This window comes from Streptomyces sp. ACA25, assembly GCF_028200735.1.
In the GTDB taxonomy this organism is placed as follows: Bacteria; Actinomycetota; Actinomycetes; order Streptomycetales; family Streptomycetaceae; genus Streptomyces.
In genome coordinates, this window is record NZ_JAQKPV010000001.1 from 208,070 (window position 1) to 230,805 (window position 22,736).

Annotated in this window: 17 protein-coding genes, 1 tRNA gene and 1 pseudogene; 11 read left to right on the top strand and 8 right to left on the bottom strand. The window is 71.4% G+C overall.

Features of this window, described 5'->3' with window-relative positions:
* Positions 1 to 4: 4 nt before the first annotated feature.
* The 5 genes from PJ985_RS00980 to PJ985_RS01000 all read right to left on the bottom strand — a co-directional run bounded on the left by PJ985_RS00980 (position 5) and on the right by PJ985_RS01000 (position 5,508).
* The gene (locus PJ985_RS00980; RefSeq protein ID WP_271681537.1) at positions 5 to 1,660 is read right to left on the bottom strand and encodes a long-chain fatty acid--CoA ligase; all 1,656 of its coding nucleotides are present in this window, start codon (positions 1,658 to 1,660) and stop codon (positions 5 to 7) included.
* 207 nt (positions 1,661 to 1,867) lie between these two features.
* On the bottom strand, positions 1,868 to 2,437 hold the full coding sequence (locus PJ985_RS00985) for a SigE family RNA polymerase sigma factor (protein ID WP_271681538.1): 570 nt from the start codon (positions 2,435 to 2,437) through the stop codon (positions 1,868 to 1,870).
* A gap of 627 nt (positions 2,438 to 3,064) precedes the next feature.
* On the bottom strand, positions 3,065 to 3,643 hold the full coding sequence (locus PJ985_RS00990) for a hypothetical protein (protein WP_271681539.1): 579 nt from the start codon (positions 3,641 to 3,643) through the stop codon (positions 3,065 to 3,067).
* A gap of 199 nt (positions 3,644 to 3,842) precedes the next feature.
* A tRNA-Ser gene (locus PJ985_RS00995) sits at positions 3,843 to 3,932 on the bottom strand.
* 82 nt (positions 3,933 to 4,014) lie between these two features.
* Entirely contained in the window at positions 4,015 to 5,508 is a 1,494-nt protein-coding gene (locus tag PJ985_RS01000) for a S1C family serine protease (RefSeq protein WP_271681540.1), read from the bottom strand.
* Positions 5,509 to 5,671: 163 nt separating this feature from the next.
* Between PJ985_RS01000 and PJ985_RS01005 the strand changes: the two genes are divergently transcribed.
* From PJ985_RS01005 to PJ985_RS01015, 3 genes and pseudogenes are all read left to right on the top strand, one after another.
* A complete protein-coding gene (locus PJ985_RS01005) occupies positions 5,672 to 6,442 on the top strand; it encodes a glycerophosphodiester phosphodiesterase family protein (RefSeq protein ID WP_271681541.1) in 771 nt (256 codons plus the stop codon).
* A 78-nt stretch (positions 6,443 to 6,520) separates the two neighbouring features.
* Positions 6,521 to 7,009: pseudogene (locus PJ985_RS01010) on the top strand (ATP-binding protein); the annotation flags it as partial.
* A 64-nt stretch (positions 7,010 to 7,073) separates the two neighbouring features.
* Positions 7,074 to 8,042, top strand: coding sequence for a DUF5926 family protein (locus PJ985_RS01015; protein ID WP_271681542.1), 969 nt, complete (start codon positions 7,074 to 7,076; stop codon positions 8,040 to 8,042).
* Between the two features lie 309 nt (positions 8,043 to 8,351).
* Here the strand turns inward: PJ985_RS01015 and PJ985_RS01020 are convergent, their stop codons facing one another.
* Positions 8,352 to 9,044: a bifunctional DNA primase/polymerase gene (locus PJ985_RS01020; protein WP_271681543.1), complete on the bottom strand. Its 693-nt coding sequence runs from the start codon at positions 9,042 to 9,044 to the stop codon at positions 8,352 to 8,354.
* 569 nt (positions 9,045 to 9,613) lie between these two features.
* Between PJ985_RS01020 and PJ985_RS01025 the strand changes: the two genes are divergently transcribed.
* The 6 genes from PJ985_RS01025 (at position 9,614) to PJ985_RS01055 (ending at position 19,009) form a co-directional block, all read left to right on the top strand.
* Positions 9,614 to 10,996 carry a PP2C family protein-serine/threonine phosphatase gene (locus PJ985_RS01025; protein ID WP_443033344.1) on the top strand — a complete coding sequence of 461 codons (1,383 nt, stop codon included), beginning with the start codon at positions 9,614 to 9,616 and terminating at the stop codon, positions 10,994 to 10,996.
* A 157-nt stretch (positions 10,997 to 11,153) separates the two neighbouring features.
* Entirely contained in the window at positions 11,154 to 12,617 is a 1,464-nt protein-coding gene (locus tag PJ985_RS01030; protein WP_443033345.1) for an aminopeptidase P family protein, read from the top strand.
* 351 nt (positions 12,618 to 12,968) lie between these two features.
* A complete protein-coding gene (locus PJ985_RS01035) occupies positions 12,969 to 14,306 on the top strand; it encodes a hemolysin family protein (protein WP_271681546.1) in 1,338 nt (445 codons plus the stop codon).
* Positions 14,303 to 15,328, top strand: coding sequence for a hemolysin family protein (locus PJ985_RS01040; protein ID WP_271681547.1), 1,026 nt, complete (start codon positions 14,303 to 14,305; stop codon positions 15,326 to 15,328). Before PJ985_RS01035 ends, PJ985_RS01040 begins: the two co-directional genes overlap by 4 nt.
* 211 nt (positions 15,329 to 15,539) lie before the next feature.
* Positions 15,540 to 17,174 (top strand): RICIN domain-containing protein, encoded by a 1,635-nt coding sequence (locus PJ985_RS23305; RefSeq protein WP_333909819.1) that lies wholly within the window; start codon positions 15,540 to 15,542, stop codon positions 17,172 to 17,174.
* Positions 17,175 to 17,455: 281 nt separating this feature from the next.
* Positions 17,456 to 19,009 carry a bifunctional phosphatase PAP2/diacylglycerol kinase family protein gene (locus PJ985_RS01055; RefSeq protein ID WP_271681548.1) on the top strand — a complete coding sequence of 518 codons (1,554 nt, stop codon included), beginning with the start codon at positions 17,456 to 17,458 and terminating at the stop codon, positions 19,007 to 19,009.
* Between the two features lie 132 nt (positions 19,010 to 19,141).
* Here PJ985_RS01055 and PJ985_RS01060 read toward each other — a convergent pair whose 3' ends face one another.
* A complete protein-coding gene (locus PJ985_RS01060) occupies positions 19,142 to 20,650 on the bottom strand; it encodes a DEAD/DEAH box helicase (protein WP_271681549.1) in 1,509 nt (502 codons plus the stop codon).
* Positions 20,651 to 20,855: 205 nt separating this feature from the next.
* A complete protein-coding gene (locus tag PJ985_RS01065) occupies positions 20,856 to 21,059 on the bottom strand; it encodes a cold-shock protein (RefSeq protein WP_155343844.1) in 204 nt (67 codons plus the stop codon).
* Between the two features lie 320 nt (positions 21,060 to 21,379).
* On the opposite strand from PJ985_RS01065, the gene PJ985_RS01070 reads away from it, so the two are divergent.
* Positions 21,380 to 21,667: an SCO5918 family protein gene (locus PJ985_RS01070; protein WP_271681550.1), complete on the top strand. Its 288-nt coding sequence runs from the start codon at positions 21,380 to 21,382 to the stop codon at positions 21,665 to 21,667.
* A 472-nt stretch (positions 21,668 to 22,139) separates the two neighbouring features.
* Positions 22,140 to 22,703 (top strand): GNAT family N-acetyltransferase, encoded by a 564-nt coding sequence (locus tag PJ985_RS01075; RefSeq protein WP_271681551.1) that lies wholly within the window; start codon positions 22,140 to 22,142, stop codon positions 22,701 to 22,703.
* Positions 22,704 to 22,736: the final 33 nt, after the last annotated feature.

The window sequence follows — 22,736 nt, forward strand, 5'->3', positions numbered from 1 at the left end:
GGCGTTACCTGCCGAGCTCGGTGACGTCCAGCTCGCCCTGGGCGTACTGGGCGCGCAGGACCTTCTTGTCGAACTTGCCGACGCTGGTCTTCGGCACGGTGGTGATCCTCGCCCAGCGCTCCGGCAGCTGCCAGCGCGCGATCCGGCTCTCCAGGAACTCCCGCAGCTCCTCGTAGGTCGCCGCCTCGCCGTCGGCGAGGACCACGGTGGCCAGCGGGCGTTCTCCCCAGCGCGCGTCCGGGACGGCGACCACGGCGGCCTCGGCGACGGCCGGGTGCGCCATCAGGTGCAGTTCGAGCTCCACCGAGGAGATCCATTCCCCACCGGACTTGATGACGTCCTTGGCACGGTCCGTGAGTGTCAGGTACCCGTCGGGCGAGATGGTGCCGACGTCGCCGGTGCGCAGCCAGCCGTCCGGACTGAACTTGTCCTCGGGCCGCAGCGCCTCCTCGCCCGGACCGCCGTAGTAGGCGGCCGCGATCCACGGGCCACGGACCTCGAGCTCACCGGCGGACACCCCGTCCCACGGCTTGACCTCACCGTCGGGACCGACCAGCCGTGCCTCGACGGAGGCCGGGAAACGGCCCTGGGTGACCCGGTACGGCCACTCCTCCTCGGGCGTGAGTCCGGGCGGCGGGTGCGCGATGGTGCCCAGCGGGGACGTCTCCGTCATGCCCCAGGCATGGCAGACGCGGACCCCGTGCTGTTCCTCGAATGCCTTCATCAGGGTGGGTGGGCAGGCGGAGCCGCCGATGGTGACGGTCTTCAGGGAGGAGATGTCGCGGGGCTTGGCGGTCAGCTCGGCCAGCAGGCCCTGCCAGATGGTGGGGACGGCGGCGGCGTACGTGGGCCGTTCGGTCTCGATCATTTCGGCGAGCGGTGCGGGCTGCAGGAAGCGGTCCGGCATCAGCAGGTTGACGCCCGTCATGAACGCGCCGTGCGGCAGACCCCAGGCGTTGACGTGGAACATCGGGACGACGGGGAGGTTGGTGTCGGCCTCCGTCAGGCTCATCGACTCGGCGAGGTTGACCTGCATGCAGTGCAGGTAGATGGAGCGGTGGGAGTACACCACGCCCTTGGGGTCGCCGGTGGTGCCGGAGGTGTAGCACATGGCGGCAGCGCTGCGCTCGTCCAGCTGCGGCCACGCGTAGTCGGTGGGCCGGCCGGCGATCAGGGCTTCGTACTCGTGGACGGCGGGGCGGCAGCCGTCGAGCAGCGAGGTGTCGCCGGGGCCGACGACGACCACGTGTTCCACCGGCGCCAGTTTCGGCAGCAGCGGCGCGAGGAGCGGCAGCAGTGAGCCGTTGACCAGGATCACCCGGTCCTCGGCGTGGTTGACGATCCAGGCCAGCTGCTCGGGCGGAAGCCGCAGGTTGAGGGTGTGGAGCACGGAGCCCATGGAGGGGATGGCGAAGTACGCCTCGACGTGCTCCGCGTTGTTCCACATCAGGGTGCCGACCCGGTCGCTGTCCCGGATGCCGAGCTCGTCCCGGAGCGCGTGGGCGAGCTGTGCGGAGCGCCGGCCCACCTCGGCGAAGGAGCGGCGGTGGGGCTCGCCCTCCCCGGTCCAGGTCGTGACCTGTGAACCACCGTGAATCGTCGCTCCGTGCCGCAGGATCCGGCTGACCAGAAGCGGTACGTCCTGCATTGTGCTGAGCACCAGGGCCTCCCACATGTCCGCGCCATGACGCGAGGGTAAGTTTCTGGTGATTGTGCTGGCATACCAAGCGGTCTGTCACTACCTCCCACCGACGTTTTTCCCGAGAAGTGGGCAACGCACGGGGGCTCCCGGACGGCCGGTCGGCCCGGTGCCCGGAACCAATGGCCACGGGGGCGGCGTCGGGGATGAAGGGGTGGGTGCGCCGTTTCAGGCGGCGACGGTCCGCGCGGGGAACGCGGCCGTCACACCGGGGTCCGCGATCTGGGCGAGCTCAGCGTCCCGGCGGAGCTTGGCAAGCGCCCGGGACACCGCGCTCTTGACCGTGCCCACGGACACCCCGAGCACCTCGGCGGTACGGGCCTCGCTCAGGTCCTCGTAGTAGCGCAGCACCACCATGGCGCGCTGGCGCGGCGGAAGCCGCTGCACCGCCTGCCACATCGCCTCCCGGACCGCCTGCTGCTCCGCGGGGTCCGGGCCGGCGACGGGGTCGGGCTCAGGAAGCTCCTCGACGGCGTACTCGTCGACCCGGCGCTTGCGCCACTGCGAGGTGCGCGTGTTGACCAGCGCGCGCCGGACGTATCCGTCGAGCGCCCGGTGGTCCTCAATGCGCTCCCACGCCAGGTAGGTCTTGGTCAGGGCTGTCTGCAGCAGGTCTTCGGCATCACTGGGATTGGCGGTCAGCGAGCGGGCAGTTCGCATCAGCACCGGGCCGCGGGCCTGCACGTATGTCGTGAAGGTCAGCGGTGCCACCGTCGAGGCGCTTCCTGGCGTGGTCATGCTCTACAAGGTAGAAGCTGCGGCCCCTCCACGGGATCGGCCAGAGGTCGCGATGACCTCTCCCCCCCAGGGAGTAGAGGGGGTGCTGCCTCCACCCCCCAGAGGTGGAGGGGGGTGGGCGACGGCCCTCAGGGGACCCTCAGGGATATACCTGATGATCGTCGCACGAACCGGGCCGGCGGCCCTGGCCGTCCACCCCCGCGTACCGGTGCGGTGGCCACTGGTCCGACACGCATCATGTGTCGTACCAGTGGCCACCGCACGGTGCTCGGTCCACGGGCTGACCGGGTACCTCCCACGCATCTGCGTCAGTCGCTGCGCGACCGGGAGGGCCTCCTGACCCGCTTCGCGACCTTCTTTCTCACCAGACTGATCGCCAGTTTTCCTACCAGTGCGAAGAACAGTTTTTTCATATGCTTCCCGGTGGGTACACATGGCCTTGCAGCCATCTCCGTGAGACGACGCGCGCGACGCGGCCCCGCAACCCCGCAACCGGCGTGCCGAACCGCGCACCCGCACCTTCCGCTCGCCTACGGGTAACCCGTCCCGCGCCGGCCAATCGGGTGAGCGGGTACCGTTTCGGTCACGCTCCCCGGAAGGTCCTGCCGAGCCATGCGGCGGGCTGCCTCAGAAGTTGGCCGCGGCGGCCTCCGCCACCTCGCGGGCATGAGGCTTGCCGCCCTGGATGGAATCCACAAAGATGGCGATGAACGCACCGTCCACCAGCACCCGGAAGCGGCCGTCCTCGTGGTCGGCGATGGCCCGGAGCCCCACTCCGTCCACCTCCTCTTCCCCCTCCAGGACCCCGAGCGTGTCGAAGTGCTGCGCCGCTGAGATGTTCGGAAGCATGCCGTCGGTGAAGAGCCCGAGGCTGACCTGACCGCCCTTGCTCTCCACCCAGACGCAGTCCTGCATGACGGGTCCGGCCTGAAGGTCCTCACCAGGGCTGAAGGGGATGCCGAGGATCTCCTCGAGCTGCTCCGCGCTCAGCAGGTCGCACGGCCCCTTGTCCCCGGCATCGGACTTTCCCTCGTCCGCCCCGTCGGAAGCGTCCGCCTCCTCGCCCTCCCCGTTCTTCTCCCCGTCCTGGGCTTCCTCAACGGCACGGTCCTCACCCGCGGCGGCGTCCTCCGCCTGCTCGCTGCTTCCGCAGCCCGCCACCGCCACCAGCAGCGCGGCAGCCATCACCGCTCCCCGAACCCGCATGTTTTCTCCCTCAGTTGCCAGGCCACAAGCCCTCGGACGCCACCGGGCCCGGCTTCCAGGCCCTCGCGTGCCCCGCACAGTACGCCGACGAGGACGACGCACAGCCCTCCCCGGTTCCGCCCCGGCGTCCCTGCGGACCCGGGCACGGCAACGGCCCCTCACCGTTCTTGCTGGTCAGGGGCCGTACGGCGGGGCGCGGTGGCGGAGGCTGTGGGATTTGAACCCACGGTGACATCGCTGCCACGACGGTTTTCAAGACCGTTCCCTTAGGCCGCTCGGGCAAGCCTCCCCGTGCCGGCGCTGTGGCGACGGCACGCGAATAGGGTAACGGCTTCCGCGCGTTGGGGCGGTCCCGTCCCCGTGGGCGCCGGTCAGTCTCCGACGCGGGAGTCCAGCGTGATCTCGACGGTGGTCTCCTGGCTGCCGCGCACATAGGTCAACTCGACCTCGTCACCCGGCTGGTAGGTCCAGATCTCGCTGATCAGGGTGGGGCCGCTGTCGATGACCCGGTCCCCGAAGCGGACGATGACGTCGCCGGGCTCCAGCCCGGCCTCGTCGGCCGGGCCGCCCGGGGTGACCACGGCGGCGTCATCGGCCCCCTCGGTGGAAACCTGTGCGCCGTTCCCGCTCTCGGCCATGTCCACCGAGACGCCGATCACCGCGTAGACCGGCTCGCCGGTCTCGATGAGGTCGCGGGCGACCCGGTCGGCCTGATTGACCGGGATGGCGAAGCCGAGGCCGATGCTGCCGGCCGGCTGGCCGAGACCGCCGGACGTCGACTGAATCGCGGAGTTCACCCCGATCACCGCCCCGTCGGCGTTCAGCAGCGGGCCGCCGGAGTTGCCGGGGTTGATGGAGGCGTCGGTCTGCAGCGCGCTCATGAAGGACGAGCGACCGCCCTGCCCGTCGGTGGCGGCCACCGGACGGTTCTTGGCGCTGACGATGCCGCTGGTCACCGTCCCCGACAGACCGTACGGCGCGCCGATCGCGACCGTGGTGTCCCCGACGGCCACGTCGTCGGAGTTGCCCAGCGGCAACGGCTGGAGGTTTCGGTCCTCGGCACCGCTCAGCCGCAGCACCGCCACGTCGTAGCCCTCCGCGCCCCCGACGAGCTCCGCCTCGTAGGTCTCCCCGTCCGAGAAGGTGGCGGTCAGCGTCCCCCCGCGCGAGGCGCTGGCGACCACATGGTTGTTCGTGACGATGTGCCCTTCCTCGTCGTAGACGAAGCCGGTGCCGGTGCCGCCCTCGGTGTCACCATCGGCCTGGATCGTCACCACGCTGGGCAGCGCCTGCTCGGCGATACCGGCCACGGATTCGGGGGACCGCTCCCCCACGTTGCTCTCGCCGGGGGCTGACGTGACCGTGCTGGAGGAAGAGGTGTCGCCGCGCTCGGCCACCAGGTAGCCGAGGCCTCCGCCCACTCCACCTGCGAGCAGCGTCACCACGGCGAGGGCGGCGATCAGGCCGGTGCGCCGCTTCCGGGGTGGCGGGGGCGGCGGAGGGTACGCCCCCCAGGTGCCGCTCGCGGCATGCTGCTGGGGCGCACCGTACGGGGAGTAGTAGGCCGGAGCGGAGGCGGTCGGAGGGCCGGCGGGCGGGGGCGGAGACGTTCCGTCACCGGCCGGGGACGCAGGCTCGGGGGAGGCGGCGGGAGCGTGCGGAGGCGGGGGCGGAGGCGGGCCGCCGTGGCCGGCCGGAGGGCCGGCGGTCCCGTGCCGCGCACCGTCACGGCTCTCGTCGGCACCGCTCCCGCCGGCGGAGTGCTCGGCCCGGGCGGCGTCAGCGGCATGCCGGTCGGCCGCCGGGGCACCGTCGTGGCCGGCCGGCTGCTCCGGGGTGCCGGCTCCCTCGTTCTCGGTGCTCACAGCTTTCTCCTCAGGTGCACGACAGCAGGGAAGGACGCAACTCCGTATCACTCTGGCGCTACGGATATGCCCCCAGTGTTCCCCACTCGCTGTCAGACCGACGTAAATCCCGGGCGGGGCCCCACCCGGCCGGGGACTGCTCGGCGAATGGCACGATGACGCGGTGACCACCGACATCTCCGTGATCGCGCACCGTGGGGCCTCCGACGACGCCCCCGAGCACAGCCTGGCCGCCTACCGCACCGCGATCGAGGACGGAGCCGACGCCCTGGAATGCGACGTACGCCTCACCGCCGACGGGCATCTGGTCTGCGTCCACGACCGCCGTGTCAACCGGACCTCCAACGGGCGGGGCGCCGTCTCCTCGCTCGAACTCGCGCAGCTTGCCGAGCTCGACTTCGGTTCCTGGAAGGACCCCGCCGAGTCCCCGGACCGGGTGGATCCCGAACGCACCACCGTCCTCACCCTGGAACGGCTCCTGCACCTCCTCGCGGAGACGGAGCGCCCCGTCGAGCTGGCCATCGAGACCAAACACCCCACGCGGTGGGCGGGCGAGGTGGAACGGCGGCTGGTGGAGCTTCTGCACCGGCACCGTCCACCGGGGGAGGTGCGGGTGATGAGCTTCTCGGCCCGCTCTCTGCAGCGGGTGCACGCCGCCGCACCGCACGTGCCCACGGTGCATCTGACGCGCTTCCTGCTCCCCCGGTACCGGTCCGGCCGGCTCCCCCGGGGGACGGCGATCGCCGGTCCGAGCATCCGCATTCTGCGCCGGGACCCCGGGTACGTGGAGCGGGCGCACCGGGCGGGGCACCAGGTGCACGTGTGGACCGTGGACTCGCCGCAGGACGTCGAACTGTGCGCCGGGCTGGGCGTCGACGCCGTGATCACGAACCGCCCACGCACCGTGCGTGAGCAGCTCGAACAGCTCGGGTGACCGGGCTTTGGCCAAAGCCTGACAAGGCGTGCTCCGGCGCATTCGCTCGGTATCGGATCATTACGAACGAGTCAACAGATGTGGCGTGGCCGGTTTCCGTCGGCGGCCGTACGGGCATCGATCCTTTGGCGTGGGGCAAAGGAGGTCTCGGGGGTGACGTTGGTGTTCACACAACAGGTTCCGACGTCGTCGGCCATGTCAGTGCCCCACGGTCCGGCCGGAGTGGGTACGGCAAGGCGGCGAATGCGGAGCGAGCTGCGCAACCGCGGGGTACCGGATTCGGTCATTGACGATGCCGTTCTGATTCTCTCGGAGCTGCTGAGTAATTCGTACCGTCATGCCCGTCCGCTGGAATGCGAGCACATCCGGGCATCGTGGAGACACGAGAGCACCGGAGAGGTGACGGTTTCGGTCACCGACGGGGGCGGCCCGACCCGGCCGCGGCCCTCGACCCCCTCGGTCACCGCACGTGGCGGTCGCGGGCTCACCATCATCACGTCGCTCTGCCGGGACTGGGGTGTCCACGACACCGATGTGTCCGGCGCCGTGACGGTATGGGCCGTCCTTCCGGCCACCGGCGGTTAGGCTCACGGCGACCCGCCGTACGCACCGACGCAGGAGCCGTTCCGTCATGGCCAAGAAGCGCCGTCCCCAGACCCAGGCCGCCAGGCCGCAGCTCGACGGCCGGGACATCCCCGTCGTCGGTGCCCGTGAACCCTGCCCCTGCGGCTCCAGCCGTCGCTACAAGGCCTGCCACGGACGCGCCGCCGCACAGGCCGCGACCGAGCTGGTGCGCCGTCCCTTCGAGGGTCTGCCCGGGGAGTGCGACTGGGTGGCACTCCGCGAGCTGGTGCCCGCCGCCACCGTCGCGCTCACGCTGAAGGACGAGCTGCCCGCGGACGTCCCGTCCGTCACCCTGGCCACCGTGCTACCCATGGCCTGGCCGGCGCTGCGACGCGACAGCGGAGCCGTGCTCGTGGGCCTCCAGAACGACACCTCGACCGGTGACCTCAGCCGGGACCTGGCCGATGTGCTGCGGCGCGCCCTGACCGCGGCGCCCGGCAGCCCCGTGCCCGCGCAGCGCACGTCGGCCGACGGCTCCCGGCTGCAGGACCTTCTCGACCTCAGCGCGGCCTTCGAGCCCGAGGTGCACAGCGGATTCGAGTTCTGGCTGGAAGACGCCGGGCAGGCCACCGCTGAGGTGGCCGCTTCGCTGGAACGCGCCAACGAGGCGGCCGTGCCCACCGCGCGACTGCGCGGCGTGGACGCCGCCTACTGGTGCCGGACACCGGAGAAGAACCACCTGCGCTGGGTGATGCCGCACGCCGAGGAGTCACTGATCGACGCCCTCGCCCGGCTGCACGCGGCGGGGAGCTCCTCTCTCGGGGACGGCACCCGGCTGGTCGGCTCCTTCCGCGCCCACGGACTGACCGTTCCGGTCTGGGACCTGCCCGGCTCCATGGACGCGGACGCGTGCGAGAAGCCGGCCGCCGCCTTCGCCGAGCGGCTCGCCGAGGCGCTCGCGGTCACCGCTCCGCTGTCCGCGGAGGAGCGGAAGGCCCGCAGCGGGCTCACCAACCGTCAGATCACGCTCAGCTGAGATTCGGCTGAGTCAGCGTCAGCAGGCAGAAAAAGCAACGGTGTTCGACGGACAGCCGGGCCGGCAGGGCGGCGGAGGCACCCCTGAGTGGTGATTCCAGTCACAACAGGCGTCTCACGCACGGACTTCGGCCACTGAGCGGGCGCGTGGGATTTGCGAAAGCCCGAGGAGTTGTTACCTTTTGAAGTGAGCCCGGTCGCTGGTGCATCCCCCGTCGCCAGCGGCCGGGTTCTTTTCTGTCCGCCGGCCCGAGCCGCCCGGCCTTCCCGGTTGCGCCTCGGTCCGGATGCCGGTGCCGCCGGAATCCGCTCAGTAGGCGAGACGACTTCCGGTGTCGGGTGTGTTCAGGCCGGCCTCGATCGCCACGTCCAGCAGATCCGCTGCCGAAGGAAGCGCGATGCCCCCCTGGCTCGGCACGGGAGGCCGCTCCCAGCGCACCCCGGCGCCGCCGCCCGGAGGCGAGGACGGCAGCAGCGCGTATCCGCCCTCCCCGTGGAAGCGAAGCGCACTGGGCACCCGGTCGCGGGCGTGCAGCAGCTCTCCGAGCTCCGGAAGCCCGTACGGGGCGACCAGCAGCAGAAAGCGGGTGGGTGTCGCGACCACCGGACCTGTGTGCACCCCGCGGCGGTCCAGCTCCGACAGGGCCCAGGCGCCCGCAGCCGCCGGGAGGCTGAGCGCGCAGGGCGCCCGGCCACCGGTGGCCATCAGCAGGGGGGCCTGCGGCCACTGTGTCCACCACCAGCGCACCATCCGAGGGTCGGTGGTGGCCGCCAGCAGCCCGGGAATGCTGGGGTGAGCGCCGGGCACCACACAGCCCGGACGGGAGCACCCGCAGCTGCCGTCCGGGCGGGTCTCCACGCCGGGCACCACCGGCCACCCCCAGGACGCCGCACAGGTCAGCGCGGCGTTCCGGGCGGCCTTGGGCCGGCCGGGAGAGGCCACCGCCAGGAGGCGGGCCAGGAGAGAGCGTCGCTTTCCGAGCTTTCCGAGAGTCTCGCGCATGTACGCCCGTTCCTTTCCTTCGTGCCTGAGGGCCGGGACACAGCTGACCGGCTGGTCACCTCACATGGAACACAGATCGCCGTATGCAGCGGTTCGCGCGGTGGTACCCAGCCTGGGACGCGGTGAGCCGGATGAACAGAGGGTGAGGGGTGGCGAGCGATGGCGCTTTGTGCTCGCTCCCGCCTGTGCTGAAGCGCTGTTCGCACCAGGGCGGCGTGCTTGCCCGTCTTCTGCCAGGACGCCGGGGCCCGGCTGTCCGTTCCGCCAGGACCTGACCAGTCCTGTGGTTCTCCGGCCGAGTACCCAGTCTCTGCGGCACTACCGACCGTGGAGGAAGGACCAGTCGATCGTGCGCAGCCCGGACAAGCGTCTTTTTTCGCCAACCTTGCAGAGCGTCGGCCTGTCAACACCGAGTGTTCGCTTCACCTGGGCATCATCCCCCTCAACAGTTCATGCAGGAGATCTCGTCACTGGCGCGTGTGCATGCGGAATGTCCCCCCAGTGACTCACGTGACATGGGGGTTTGCAATGCCGTTGCGCCAAGCCCGACTCGACAAGAGTCGCCGCGTATGAAGAGCTCACCGATGGCGAGACTGGCCGGAATTCACCTGCCTCTCTCCGCCCTGCCCCAGACTCCAGCACCCACCGACGACGCCGAGCCGGGTTTCCGCGGCCCCGGCGGGGTGCACGACCGGCTCGCCTCGTGGATCTGTGATCTCACCACCCTGCACGACCTCACCGAACGGCTGGGGCGTACGGGCACCCTGGACGAGGCGCTGCAGGAGACCCTGCGCGCCGGGGCCACCCTCGCCGGGGCGCGCCGCGGTCTCCTCTCCCTGAGCCCGGCCGACGGCACCGGCCCGGACCGGCTGGTCGGCCTCGGACTCGACCATGCCGAGCTCGGCGCCATCGAGACCGTTCCCCGCAGCTCGGCCTCCTATGCCCGGCTGCTGGACGCACTGCCCGGCAGCGGGGAGCCGCTCACCGAGATCGCGCACCACAACATCCCCCATGACGAGGGACTCGCGCCCAGGCATCGGGAGGTGGCCGCCCGGCTGGGCTTCGCCGCCAGCTACGCGCTGCCGCTCACCGCCGACGGGCACGGCCGGATCGGGGCCGCCGTGTGGCTCTACGACGAGCCCGGCCGGCCGGACGAGCGACAGCGCCACCTGCTCGCTCTGTACCTGCGTCAGGCCACCACGCACCTGGTGAACCGGATGGAGCTCACCCGGGCGCACTCGGCTGTGCAGGCCGTGCACGAAGGACTGCTGCCGAGCCGGCTGCCCCGGCTCCCGGGCGTCAGGATCGCTGTACGGCACCACACCAGGCCAGGCGGCGGCGGTGACTTCTACGACGCCCTGCCGCTGCCGGACGACGCACTCGGGTTCGCCGTCGGCAGCGTCACCGGCTCCGGCCCGAGCGCGGTGGCCGCGATGGGACGTCTCCGGGCAGGGCTGCGGGCCTACGCCGTCATGGAGGGCGAGGACCCGGTCGCCGTCCTGTCCGATCTGGAGCTGTTGCTGCGCGTCACCGAACCGTCCCGGCTGGCCACCGCCCTCTTCGGGTACGCCGAGCCGCACACCCGCAAGCTGATCGTGGCCTCCGCGGGAAACCCCCCGCCGCTGGTGCTGGGGCCGGCGAGGGCGGAGTTCGCGGAGACCAGTCTGTCCGCTCCGCTCGGCATGCTCGCCTGCTGGGAGGCACCCAGCGTCGAGATCGATCTCGACCCGGGAGAAACGGTACTGCTCTACACCGAAGGGCTGCTGCAGCGCAGCGGGGAACCCATGGACCGCGCCTTCGCCCGGCTGCAGGCGGCCGCGGCCGGAGCCGGGCCCGCCGTGCGCGACGACCCGGAGGCGCTGGCCGACCACGTCCTGCACACCGTGCTGCCGGGGACGCTGCAGCCGCACGGCGCTCCGGAGGACGTCGTGCTGCTGGTCGTCCGGTTCTGACCGGGGCCGGGGATCTGTCCCCGGTCCCGGTCCCGGAGCCGGGACGGAAGCCCGCCCGCCGGCCCCTGCCCACCTGCCCTGTCAGGGACGAGGGCCCCGCGCCTACGATGGAGACCGGTCCCAGACCGGTCCAGTCAGCATGCGAGGAGGCACCGACGTGGCCGAGGAGCAGACTCCGGAGACCCCGGACACCAAGCCCGAAGAGCCGAACAAGCCGCGGAAGAACGGCCTCAGCCCGCTCGTCTCCGACGAGCTGGCAGAGAACATGAAGGGTGGCTGGGACGACACCGAGCTGCACGGGCTGGAGCCCATCGCCCAGGCGGGGCACACCGCGCGCCGCCGGGCGGCGCTCTCCGCCCGCTTCCCGGGCGAGCGCCTCGTGGTGCCCGCCGGCAAGCTGAAGACCCGCTCCAACGACACGGACTACCCCTTCCGTGCCTCCGTGGAGTACGCCTACCTCACCGGCGACCAGACGGAGAACGGCGTCCTGGTCATGGAACCCACCGGGAGCGGTCACGACTCCACGCTGTACCTGCTGCCTCGCTCGGACCGGGAGAGCGGCGAGTTCTGGCTGAACGGCCACGGCGAGCTGTGGGTCGGCCGCCGCAACAGCCTCACCGAAGCCGAACAGCTCTACGGCATGCCCTGCGAGGACGTCCGTAAGGTCGCGGAGAAACTGGCGGAGGCATCCGGCCCGGTCCGCCAGGTCCGCTCCTACGACGCGGGCATCGAGGCCGCGCTCACCGACAAGGTCACCGCGGAGCGGGATGCCGAGCTGCAGACCTTCCTGTCCGAGCTGCGGCTGGTCAAGGACGACTTCGAGATCGCCGAGCTGACCTTCGCCTGCGAGGCCACCGCCCGTGGTTTCGAGGATGTCGTACGCGTGCTGGACCGGGCGCGGGCCACCTCCGAGCGGTACATCGAGGGCACCTTCTTCCTGCGGGCCCGTGTCGAGGGCAACGACGTCGGCTACGGGTCCATCTGTGCCGCCGGCCCGCATGCCACGACGCTGCACTGGGTCCGTAACGACGGCCCGGTCCGGGACGGTGACCTGCTGCTGCTGGACGCCGGTGTGGAGACCAGGAACCTCTACACGGCGGACGTCACCCGCACGCTGCCGATCAGCGGCCGGTACACCGATCTGCAGCGCACCGTCTACGAGGCGGTGCTCCAGGCCCAGGAAGCCGGTATCGCGGCCGTGCGGCCGGGCGCGAAGTACCGCGACTTCCACCAGGCGGCACAGCGGGTGCTCACCGAGAAGCTCGTCGAGTGGGGGTTGCTGGAAGGACCGGTCGAGCGGGTTCTGGAACTCGGCCTCCAGCGCCGCTGGACGCTGCACGGCACCGGGCACATGCTCGGGCTGGACGTGCACGACTGTGCCACGGCCCGCCGCGAGTCCTACGCGGACGGCACGCTGGAGCCGGGCATGTGCCTGACGGTCGAACCGGGGCTGTACTTCCAGGCCGACGACCTGACGGTGCCCGAGGAGTACCGGGGGATCGGCATCCGGATCGAGGACGACATCCTGGTGACCGAGGACGGCAACCGGAACCTCTCCGCGATGCTGCCGCGCCGGCCGGACGAGGTCGAGGCATGGATGGCGGATCTGCAGCGCGGCTGAGCGCCGCGAGGCACACTGGAGGGGCGGGCACCCGCGGTGCCCGCCCCTCCAGCCGGACCACGGACCGGCAGCCATGCGTCAGTTCGCTGCCGCGCTCCGTCACCGGACCGGGCGACCGGGCAGGTGGCCGAGGTGTCAGCGGGCTCATTCCGGGTAGTGCGCCTCATCCGGGAACTCCCCCTCCGGCACAACCGTTGTCCGGATCCCCAGCCCCCGGCCGCTCCAGAGGAGCGGCCCCGGGCGTCAGAAAGGAGCACTGTTGTCCGCCCGATCGTCGGACCCGCCTGATCACAGTCCCCGACCACCTCGCCAGCACTTGACTGGCCGCGGCACACGGCGAGGTGGTGTCCGATGAGTGCCGCGCTCGGCCTCCTCGCCGTGCTCGTCCTGATCGCCGGCAACGGCTACTTCGTCGCACAGGAGTTCGCCTACGTCGCCGCCGACCGGCTGGCGCTGGCCCGGGAGGCCGAGGCGGGGGACAAGCGGGCCGCTCGCGCCGTGCGGGTCCAGAAGCGGCTGTCGTTCATGCTCTCCGGCGCGCAGCTGGGCATCACCGTGACCAGTCTGGTGGTCGGCTTTCTCGCCGAGCCCGTCATCGCCCAGCTGCTCTCCCCCGTGCTGAGCACCGCCGGTGTCCCGGATGCGGCGGTGCGCGGTCTCGCGCTGACGATCGCCTTCGTGCTGGCGACCGCATTCCAGATGGTGTTCGGCGAGCTCGCGCCCAAGAACCTGGCGCTGGCCGTGCCGGAGCGGCTGGCCAAGTCGCTGGCGCTCTCCACTCTGCTGTACCTGAAGGTGGCCGGCCCGGTGATCCGGGTGTTCGATTCGGCCGCCAACAAGCTGCTGCACGGGCTCGGTATCGAACCGGCCCAGGAGCTGCTGCACGGGGCGACCGCCGAGGACCTCGGCCACCTGATCGTGGAGTCGCACCAGCACGGGCAGCTGCCGCAGCACACCGCGGATCTGCTGGACCACGCGCTGGAGTTCTCCGAGCGGACGCTCGGGGAGGTCATGGTGCCACGGGTGGACGTGGCCCACGTCCGGGCCGGCCGGCCGGCATCCGGGGTCATCGACCTGATCAGCCGGAACGGCCACTCCCATCACCTGGTGATCGGTGACCGGGTCGACGACATCATCGGGGTGATCGGCGTGCGCGAGCTGATGCGGCTGCCCGCCGACCGGCTGGACCACGTCACCGCGGGCACGCTCGCCCGTCGGGCGCTGCTGCTGCCCGACACCCTGCCGCTGCCACGGGCGGTCGAACAGATGCAGGCCGGCCGCGAGGAGTTCGCGGTGGTCATCGACGAGTACGGAGGGCTGGGCGGCATCGTCACCCTCGAGGACATCGCCGAGGAGCTGGTGGGCGAGATCGCCGACGAGAGCGACCGGGTCGTGGAGCTCGCCGTGGCCGACAGCACGGGCGGCTGGTCGGTCGACGCCGGCCGGCGCGTCGACGAGGTGTCGGAGGCCATCGGGATCCGGCTGCCGGAGGACGCCAGTTTCGAGACGGTGGCGGGCCTGGTGGTGGACCGGCTGGGGCGCTTCCCCGTCGTGGGCGATCGTCTCGACCTGGAGTTGCCGGACGGCGGCTGGGCCGTCATCGAGGTGCTGGCACTGGACCGGCACGTGCCCGACCGAGTGCGCGTGGAGCGCGTGAGCGCGGCCTCCCGTGAGGAGCAGCCGTCGTGAATCCGCTGACCACCGTACTGATCACGGTCGCGCTGCTGATCGGCAGCGGTTTCTTCGTCGCCGCCGAGTTCGCCCTGGTGGCGGCCCGCCATCACCGGATGGAACAGGCCGCGGCGGAGGGCCGGCGCGGGGCGCGCTCGGCCCTGGCAGGCATGCGGGAGGTGTCCCTCATGCTGGCCGGGGCGCAGCTCGGCATCACCGCCTGCACCCTGGGGCTCGGCAGTTTCACCAAACCCGCGGTCTCCCAGTGGGTGGAGCCCCTGTTCCTGGCCGTGGGACTGCCCACCCAGCTCAGCTACGGCGTGTCCTTCGTCCTCGCCATGGTGCTGGTGGTGTTCCTCCACATGGTGGTCGGTGAGATGGCCCCGAAGTCGTGGGCGATCTCCCACCCGGAGCGCTCGGCGATGCTGCTCGCGCCGCCGTTCCGTGCGCTCGTCAAGGTGGTGCGGCCCTTCATCTGGGTGCTCAACAAGGTGGGCAACACGGTGGTGCGCATGTGCCGGGTCACTCCGCGTGGAGACCTCAGCTCGGTGCACAGCCGGGAGCAGCTGACCCATCTGGTGGCCGAGTCCCATCGGCTCGGGCTGATCAATGAGACGGACTCCGGTTTGATCACCCGGTCGCTGACCGAGCCGCAGACGCCGGTCGGGGCCCTCCAGGTGCCGGCCGAGAGCATCGTGTCGGTGCCCGCGCACGCGGACACGCACACGATTCTCGCGGTCGCCGCAGCGGGTGATCACCCCCGGCTGCTGGTCCGGGAGGGACAGCAGGTGCTCGGTTCGGTGCACGCCCGGGACGCCATGGTGGCCCGGGCGCAGGGTCGTGAGGTGCGGGCCGCGGCGCTGGCCCGGGCGGTTCCCCGGCTCACCGCTGACGACACGATCGCCCACGCGGTGGAGCAGTTGCGGCACCACCGGGCGTCTCTTGCCGTCGTCCACGATGCCGACGGCCGGCTGACCGGGCTGATCAGCCTGGACGACCTGCTGGTGCGGCTGATCGTGGCACAGCCTCAGCCGGGCTGAGGGCCCGCCGGTCCCGGCGGCAGGTGGGCTGCCGGGACCGGACGGCCCGGAGGGAGCGCCCGCGGAATGGTTCAGGGTGGCGACTGAGCAGACATTGACGCGCGCATGGCATGTTGATACGTTTCAAACGGGAGCGCTCCTTTACCTCTTTCACTGGCGGACGCCCTTCGGGCCGCCGCCGGGCCGCAGGACAGCGGAAAGGAAACCCGGCATGTCCCACGCTCCTCCCCCACACCCGCACCGAAGGCGCCGACGCGTCCGGCTGGCAGCCACCGTGACCGCGACCGTCAGCGCGGTGCTGCTGAGCCTGCTCGTGGCCGCCCCCGGACAGGCACAGCCCATCGACACCGGCACGTACTACGTGCTGCAGTCCCAGCATTCCGGCAAGGTCATGGAAGTCGACGGCGGCGCACAGGGCGACGGCGGCGAACTCGTCCAGCGCACCCGCACCGACGCCGCGCACCAGCAGTTCCGGTTCCTCGACTCCGGCGGCGGCTGGTACCGGATCCAGGCCCGGCACTCCGGAAAGGTCCTGGACGTCTGGGACTGGAGCGAAGCCGACGGCGCCCGCATCGTCCAGTGGGCCGACCTCGGCGGTGCCAACCAGCAGTTCCGCTTCGAGGACTCCGGCGGCGGCAATCACCGCCTGATCAACCGGCACTCGGGCAAGGCCCTGGACGTCTGGGAACGCTCCACCTCCGACGGCGCACGCATCTCCCAGTACACCGACCTGAACGGCACCAACCAGCAGTGGTCGTTCCGGCCGGCCGACGGCAGCGGCGGCGGGGACAACCCGCAGAACTGCGGCGGCGGCTCCTTCCACGCGGAAGCCGTGCAGAGCGGCGGCAACTGGACCGCACGCAACGGCAACAACACCGTGTACACCGGTAACGACATGCTCGCCGCGATGCGCGCGGCGGTGAACAGCCTGAGCCCGGGCCGCACCTCACAGCAGCGCGTGGTCGTGCGCGGCTCCGGCTCGATGGCGGCGAACCAGTCGCTCGACCTGCCGAGCCACACCTCGCTCGAGGTCTGCGGAACGATCAACGCCACCGGCTCGGCCTCCGGCAGCAACGCGGTCATCCGCGCCCGGAACGTCACGAACGTCGCCGTGCCGCACCTGACGGTCACCGGCGGGCCATGGTTCGGCATCTTCGTCCAGAACAGCAGCAACGTGCACCTGGGTCAGATCAACCTGCGGCTGTCCGGCGGCCTGGGCATCCGGGTGGACAACCACGGCAACCGCAACGTCCGCACCACCAATGTGCGGATGGACGACGTCTACGTCTCGGGCACCAACAACCACGGCGTCGAGACGTACGGCGTCGACGGGCTGACCATCGGCACGGTCACGGCACGTGACACGGCCTACTCGGGGCTGCTGCTCAACGACACCATCAACGCCACAGTCGCCCGGGTCGACGCCCAGGGCGCCGGAACCGGGACCGGCTACGCGGCCTTCCGCATGGCGAACCGCAACGGGCGGGTCGGGGACAGCTACCCCACGAACATCCGGGTGGGCGAGGTCATCGCCCGGGGCGGCGGACGCGGCATCTTCTGCGTCTCCGAGAGCGGCGGCGCGGTCATCGACCGGATCGACATCGCCGGCACCGGGAACAACGCGATCCTGGTCGAGAACTGCTACAACGTGAACATCGGCGCCCAGGGCGGCACGGTCCGCGACCGTGACATCCGCATCGCCGCCCGGTCGGAGTTCCCCAACACCCGGGACATCACCATCCAGAACCTGACGGTGACGAACTCCGCCATCACCGAGAACCCCTGCGGGATCAACATCACCTTCCGCAACATCACCCGCGTGAACAGCTCACTGAACGTGTGCTGAGCCGGTGACCGGGGGCGGAGGCCCCGACGGCGGGACATGTCCGGCCGTCGGGGCCTCCGCCAGGTGGGCGCCTGCCCCCGGGCGGGGACAGCTCAGCGCGGCGCCGGTCCCGCCCATGACCGGGGTACGGGCACATGGCGCACATCGGCTCCGCCCGTGACGCCGTATGATCCTTCCCCGCACGGCACCGTTCCGCCCGCGCCCCGGCCACCGGCCGGGTGCCCGCAACGACGGGAAGGGGCCGCGCACCACCTCACCTCTCCAGGAAGGCGCGGTAGGACATGGGACGGGCACACGACCTCGACCTACGGCTGTTCGAGAAGGTCGCCGGCTCCCGGCTGCCCGGGATGGCGGTGCTGCCGCGCCTGACCCGCGCCGCCGACCACGGCAAGCTGTGGCTGGGCACCGCCGCGGTCATGGCTGCGACCGGCGGGCCCACCGCCCGCCGGGCAGCCCGGCGCGGGATCGGCGCCCTCGTCGTGGCCTCACTGACCGCCAACACCGTCATGAAATACGCGACCCGCCGCAGCCGCCCGCTTCTCGACTCCGTCCCCACGGTACGACGGCTCCCCCGGCCACCCCGCACCCACTCCTTCCCCTCCGGCCATTCCGCCTCCGCCGCCGCCTTCGCGGCCGGCGTCGCGCTGGAGTCCACCAGGCACGGGGCGCTGGTGGCGCCGGTCGCCGCCGCCGTCGCCGCCTCCCGTGTCTACGTCGGGGCGCATTACCCCGGTGACGTCGTGGCCGGAGTCGCACTGGGGCTCGGGGCCGCCGCCCTCACCTGCCGCTGGTGGCCGCCCCGCCCGGAGCACCACCGCATGACGCACCACCCCGCCGCGGCTCCGGCACTGCAAGAGGGCGCCGGCCTGATCGCCGTGGTGAACCGGAGCGCCGGGCCCGACAGCGCCCGGCCCCTGCTCCCGCCGGTCGAGCGGCTGCGCCTGCTGCTGCCGCAGGCAGAGATCATCGAGCAGTCCGCGGCGGACGACCTCGGTGACCTCCTGGACCGGGCGGCGCGAGACGCGGCAGCGAACGGCGGCGTGCTGGGAATCTGCGGCGGGGACGGCTCCGTGAACGCCGCGGCTGTCCGGGCCGCCGACCACGGCGTCCCCCTGGCCGTCTTCCCCGGCGGCACGCTGAACCACTTCGCCCTGGACACCGGGATACGCACCTTCGAGGACACCGCGCTGGCGCTCGGGCGGGGCGAGGCCGTGCGCGTGGACCTGGCCCGCGCCCGTCCCGCCGACGGCGCCTCCGGCCCGACCGTGCACTTCGTCAACACCTTCAGCGTCGGCCTGTACCCCGACCTGGTCCGGATGCGGGAACGGCTGGAGGGCCGGATCGGCAAATGGCCGGCCGCCGCCGTCTCGCTGACGCGGCTGCTGCGTACCGCCCGTCCGATGGAGATCTCGTTGAACGGCCGGCCGCAGAAGCTGTGGCTGCTCTTCGCCGGGAACAGCCTCTACTCCCCGGAAGGACCGGCCCCCGCGCACCGGACCCAGCTCGACGACGGGCTGCTGGACATCCGCACCGTCGACGCGAACAAGCGGCTGGCCCGCACCCGGGTGGTCGTCTCAGCCCTGACCGGCACCCTGGGGCGGTCCCGCGTCCACACCGCCGCCCGGCTGCCGCGACTGCACCTCTCCGGGCTGCGGCAGGCCCGCGCCCTCGCCTACGACGGGGAGGCCGGTCCCGTCCCGGACACCCTGTACCTGGACAAGCGCGACGGCGCACTCACCGTCTACCGGCCGGCCACGGACGAGAGCGAGGCGCTGCAGCGCGCCCGCACCATCGCGGCGGGGGCGACCGCCGCGTACCAGCAGCGCGGCAGGTGACCGAGCGGCCCTGGCATGGCGGAAGCCCCGGAGCGCTGGTACCGCGTGGGTACCGCTCCGGGGCTTCCCCCCTGTGTCCTCTGTCACCGCACCGGCGCCGGGTGATCCGGCCGCGCTACGGCTCCGGCCGTGCTACGCGGCGTTCCGGCGGGACCCGGAACGCTCCGAGAAGCTGCTCCAGCCGGCACCGTAGCCCGCACCGTAGCCCGCACCGGCGCCCGAGCCCGCACCGGCACCGCGGCGGGAGCGGGCCGGACGGCCGCGCTGGCCACGGCTGCTGCCGCCGCCGGACGAGGTGCGCCGGGGGCGCTCCACAACCGGTGCCTGCACGGTGATCGGAACGCCGGAGGGCTCCTGCGCACCGGTGATGCGGGTGAGCTCCGCGTCACTGGAGTGCACCTGGACGGTGCGGGGGGTGATACCCGCGTCGGACATCAGGCGAGCCATCCCGTGGCGCTGGTTCGGCAGCACGAGCGTGACCACACTTCCGGACTTACCGGCGCGGGCCGTCCGGCCGCTGCGGTGCAGGTAGTCCTTGTGGTCCGTGGGCGGGTCCACGTTGACGACCAGGTCGAGGTCGTCGATGTGGATACCGCGGGCGGCGACGTTGGTCGCCACCAGCACGGTGAGCTGGCCGCTCTTGAACTGTGCCAGCGTGCGGTTGCGCTGGGGCTGCGACTTCCCGCCGTGCAGCGCAGCGGCCCGGACACCGCTGGCCAGCAGGTCCCGGGTCAGCCGGTCCACCGCGTGCTTGGTGTCGAGGAACATGATCACGCGCTCCTCGCGGGCCGCGATGCGCTTCGTCGTTGTCGCCTTGTCGGTCGTCACGATGTGCAGCACGTGGTGGTCCATCGTGGTGACCGCGCCGGCCGAGGGGTCCACCGAGTGGACCACCGGGTCGGTCAGGAAGCGGCGCACCAGCTGGTCGACGTTACGGTCCAGCGTGGCGGAGAACAGCATCCGCTGGCCGTCCGCACGCACCTGCTGAAGGAGCGCGGTGACCTGCGGCATGAAACCCATGTCGGCCATCTGGTCGGCCTCGTCGAGCACGGTGATGCGCACCTCGTCCAGCCGGCAGTCACCACGCTGGATGAGGTCCTTCAGCCGCCCCGGAGTCGCGACGACCACCTCGACACCGGTGCGCAGCGCGTTGGCCTGCCGGCCGATGGACATTCCGCCGACGACGGTGGCCATGCGCAGGTGCAGCGACCGGGCGTACGGGGAAAGGGCGTCGGTGACCTGCTGAGCAAGCTCCCGGGTGGGCACCAGGATCAGGGCCCGCGGCTGGCGCGGCTCGGCGCGGGTGCCGGCGGTCCTGGCCAGCAGCGCCAGGCCGAAGGCCAGCGTCTTGCCGGAGCCCGTGCGGCCACGGCCGAGGACGTCACGGCCGGCCAGCGTATTGGGCAGGGTGGCCGACTGGATCGGGAAAGGCTCGGTCACGCCCTGCTGGGTGAGCGTCGCCAGCAATGCCGGCGGCATCTCCAGGTCGGCGAATGCCGCAACCGCCGGAAGGGCCGGCGTGGTGCCGGTCGGCAGTGCGAACTCGCGCGGCGGAGAAGAAGTCTTACGGCCGCGGCTGACGGGCGCGGAACGGGTGGGGCGCCCACGGGCGGGGCGGCTGGTACGGGTACGGCGGTCCATGCGGATTTACCTTTCCTCGGGGCGGCACGCGCCCGGGAAGACTCCGCGGGCAAAGCCGGGCAGAGAATCGCAAGAACGAGCCGGTGAAATACGGGCACCGTGCCATGCCGGCTACGGGCCCAGGGCGGATCCATGCGGATCCGGCGCACGGGCTGGGGCCCGCACCCTCAAGGTGCGGGCCCCAACTACGTGCTGCGTCCAGGCGTCAGGCCGGGACGATGTTCTCGGCCTGCGGGCCCTTCTGGCCCTGCGTGACGTCGAACGTCACCTTCTGGCCCTCCTGGAGCTCGCGGAAGCCCTGGGCGGCGATGTTCGAGTAGTGGGCGAAGACGTCAGCGCCGCCGCCGTCCTGCTCGATGAAGCCGAAACCCTTTTCCGCGTTGAACCACTTCACGGTGCCGGTAGCCATATTGATCTCCTCTACATAGGGGCATTACTGGGAACCCGCACTGTGCGGACTCCTGTGTCGCCGCAATGTCCCCATCCGGAGTGGCCGGAAAAACAAAAATGCGCCTGATGGTTGATCCGTCAGGCGCACACGAAGTTCATGGGTACCAAAACTGCAACTGAAACCAACGTAGCACATCTGCCGGGGACACGTCGGCAAGCCCGGTGCGACACGGCCGCGACACCGGGGCCGGCCCGTTACGCCTTCGTTCCTTCCCGCGCGCGCCCGGGTGTGGGACTCTGGTTTCACCGGTCCCACCCTTCTCCCCATGCTGAGGCCCCATGCGCTGCATCATCGCCGCTTACCCCTTCGACCTGACCATGAGCGAGGTGCAGCAGGCGATGAGCGGTATCAAGCCCGAACCCATCACCGGCGTGTCGGTCCGCATCGGTCGGCGCACCTACCCCGTCAAGCAGGTGGGCGCGGTCGTCACCCGGCAGGACCGGCGCGACTTCACCGCCGCCGAGGTCTCCCGCGCGATGACCCGGCTCGGCTTCACCATCCTCCCCGCCCCCGCTGTCGCCGCCCCCCTCAGCGGCAGTGCCACCGGCATCGACCTGACGCTCTGAGCCCGGTACGGCCGCGCGGCCGTACCCCGCCGACAGGTGGTGCCGAGGCGCCTTCCCTGCGCGTACTTCCGTGCGCGTTCTTCCGTGCGGCCGCTCGGCGGCATTCCTCCCGCAGGTACGGGAGCGCAGCCGGCCGGCAGTGGACCGTGAGCCGTGCACCGGCTCCGGTCCCGGCTGCGGCGCACTCCGCCCCGGCTCGGACTCCACCTGTTCGGCCCTCCCGCCCCGTAACGCGGTCGCTCCCCGCTCAGTCCGCCCGGGCTTCGCGACGGACGGGGAGGTGCGACGGCGCTTGCCGAAGCCCGCGGCCGCCCGAAGCCCCATCAGCACCCACACCCCGTAACGCCCCACGTGTGGTGGCCCGGACCGACCGGGCGAACCGGCCCCCAGTCATTCCGGATGACGCGTCTGTGTAGCGTTGGGTGTGCGAACGTTCACGCGGATCGACGCACGGGGAGCGGCAAGGGAGCCCATGATCGAGATCTCGGAGCCGATCAAGACCAGTCGCCTGACCCTCCGGCCGTTCACGGAACGTGACGAGGACGACATGCTGGAGTTCGAGGCGCAGCCCGACGTGGCGCGCTACCTCTTCAACGAACCGCGGACCCGGGAGGACAACGCCCAGGAGCTCGCCACCCGGCAGCAGCAGACGGCGCTGCGCAAGGAGGGGGACACCCTGCTGCTCGCCGTCGATCTGGACGGCAAGGCGATCGGCTACGTGCTGCTCATCTGGCTCAGCGAGCAGAACAAGCAGGGAGAGTTCGGGTACGTCATGCACCCCGGTTTCCACGGCCGGGGCTACGCGACGGAAGCCTCCGTGGAGATGCTGCGGCTGGGCTTCGAGCAGCTCGGGCTGCACCGGATCATCGGACGCTGCGACCCGCGCAACGATGCTTCCTACCGGCTGATGGAGCGGGTGGGGATGCGCCGGGAGGCACATTTCGTGGAGTCCGAGATCTTCAAGGGGGAGTGGGGCGGCGAGTTCGTCTACGCCATGCTGAAGGGTGAGTGGCGCGCTTCCCGCTGGGCGCAGTAGCCGATCTCTTCCGGGTGACCGTCCCCGCACCGG

What these genes read in the sequence shown, in the direction of transcription:
- PJ985_RS01075 (WP_271681551.1), top strand. Translation starts at nt 22,140, where the DNA reads ATGATCGAGATCTCGGAGCCGATCAAGACCAGTCGCCTGACCCTCCGG.
- PJ985_RS01035 (WP_271681546.1), top strand. Translation starts at nt 12,969, where the DNA reads ATGAGTGCCGCGCTCGGCCTCCTCGCCGTGCTCGTCCTGATCGCCGGC.
- PJ985_RS01065 (WP_155343844.1), bottom strand. Translation starts at nt 21,059, where the DNA reads ATGGCTACCGGCACCGTGAAGTGGTTCAACGCGGAAAAGGGTTTCGGC.
- PJ985_RS23305 (WP_333909819.1), top strand. Translation starts at nt 15,540, where the DNA reads ATGTCCCACGCTCCTCCCCCACACCCGCACCGAAGGCGCCGACGCGTC.
- PJ985_RS01055 (WP_271681548.1), top strand. Translation starts at nt 17,456, where the DNA reads ATGGGACGGGCACACGACCTCGACCTACGGCTGTTCGAGAAGGTCGCC.
- PJ985_RS00990 (WP_271681539.1), bottom strand. Translation starts at nt 3,643, where the DNA reads ATGCGGGTTCGGGGAGCGGTGATGGCTGCCGCGCTGCTGGTGGCGGTG.
- PJ985_RS01020 (WP_271681543.1), bottom strand. Translation starts at nt 9,044, where the DNA reads ATGCGCGAGACTCTCGGAAAGCTCGGAAAGCGACGCTCTCTCCTGGCC.
- PJ985_RS01015 (WP_271681542.1), top strand. Translation starts at nt 7,074, where the DNA reads ATGGCCAAGAAGCGCCGTCCCCAGACCCAGGCCGCCAGGCCGCAGCTC.
- PJ985_RS01070 (WP_271681550.1), top strand. Translation starts at nt 21,380, where the DNA reads ATGCGCTGCATCATCGCCGCTTACCCCTTCGACCTGACCATGAGCGAG.
- PJ985_RS01025 (WP_443033344.1), top strand. Translation starts at nt 9,614, where the DNA reads ATGAAGAGCTCACCGATGGCGAGACTGGCCGGAATTCACCTGCCTCTC.
- PJ985_RS01060 (WP_271681549.1), bottom strand. Translation starts at nt 20,650, where the DNA reads ATGGACCGCCGTACCCGTACCAGCCGCCCCGCCCGTGGGCGCCCCACC.
- PJ985_RS00985 (WP_271681538.1), bottom strand. Translation starts at nt 2,437, where the DNA reads ATGACCACGCCAGGAAGCGCCTCGACGGTGGCACCGCTGACCTTCACG.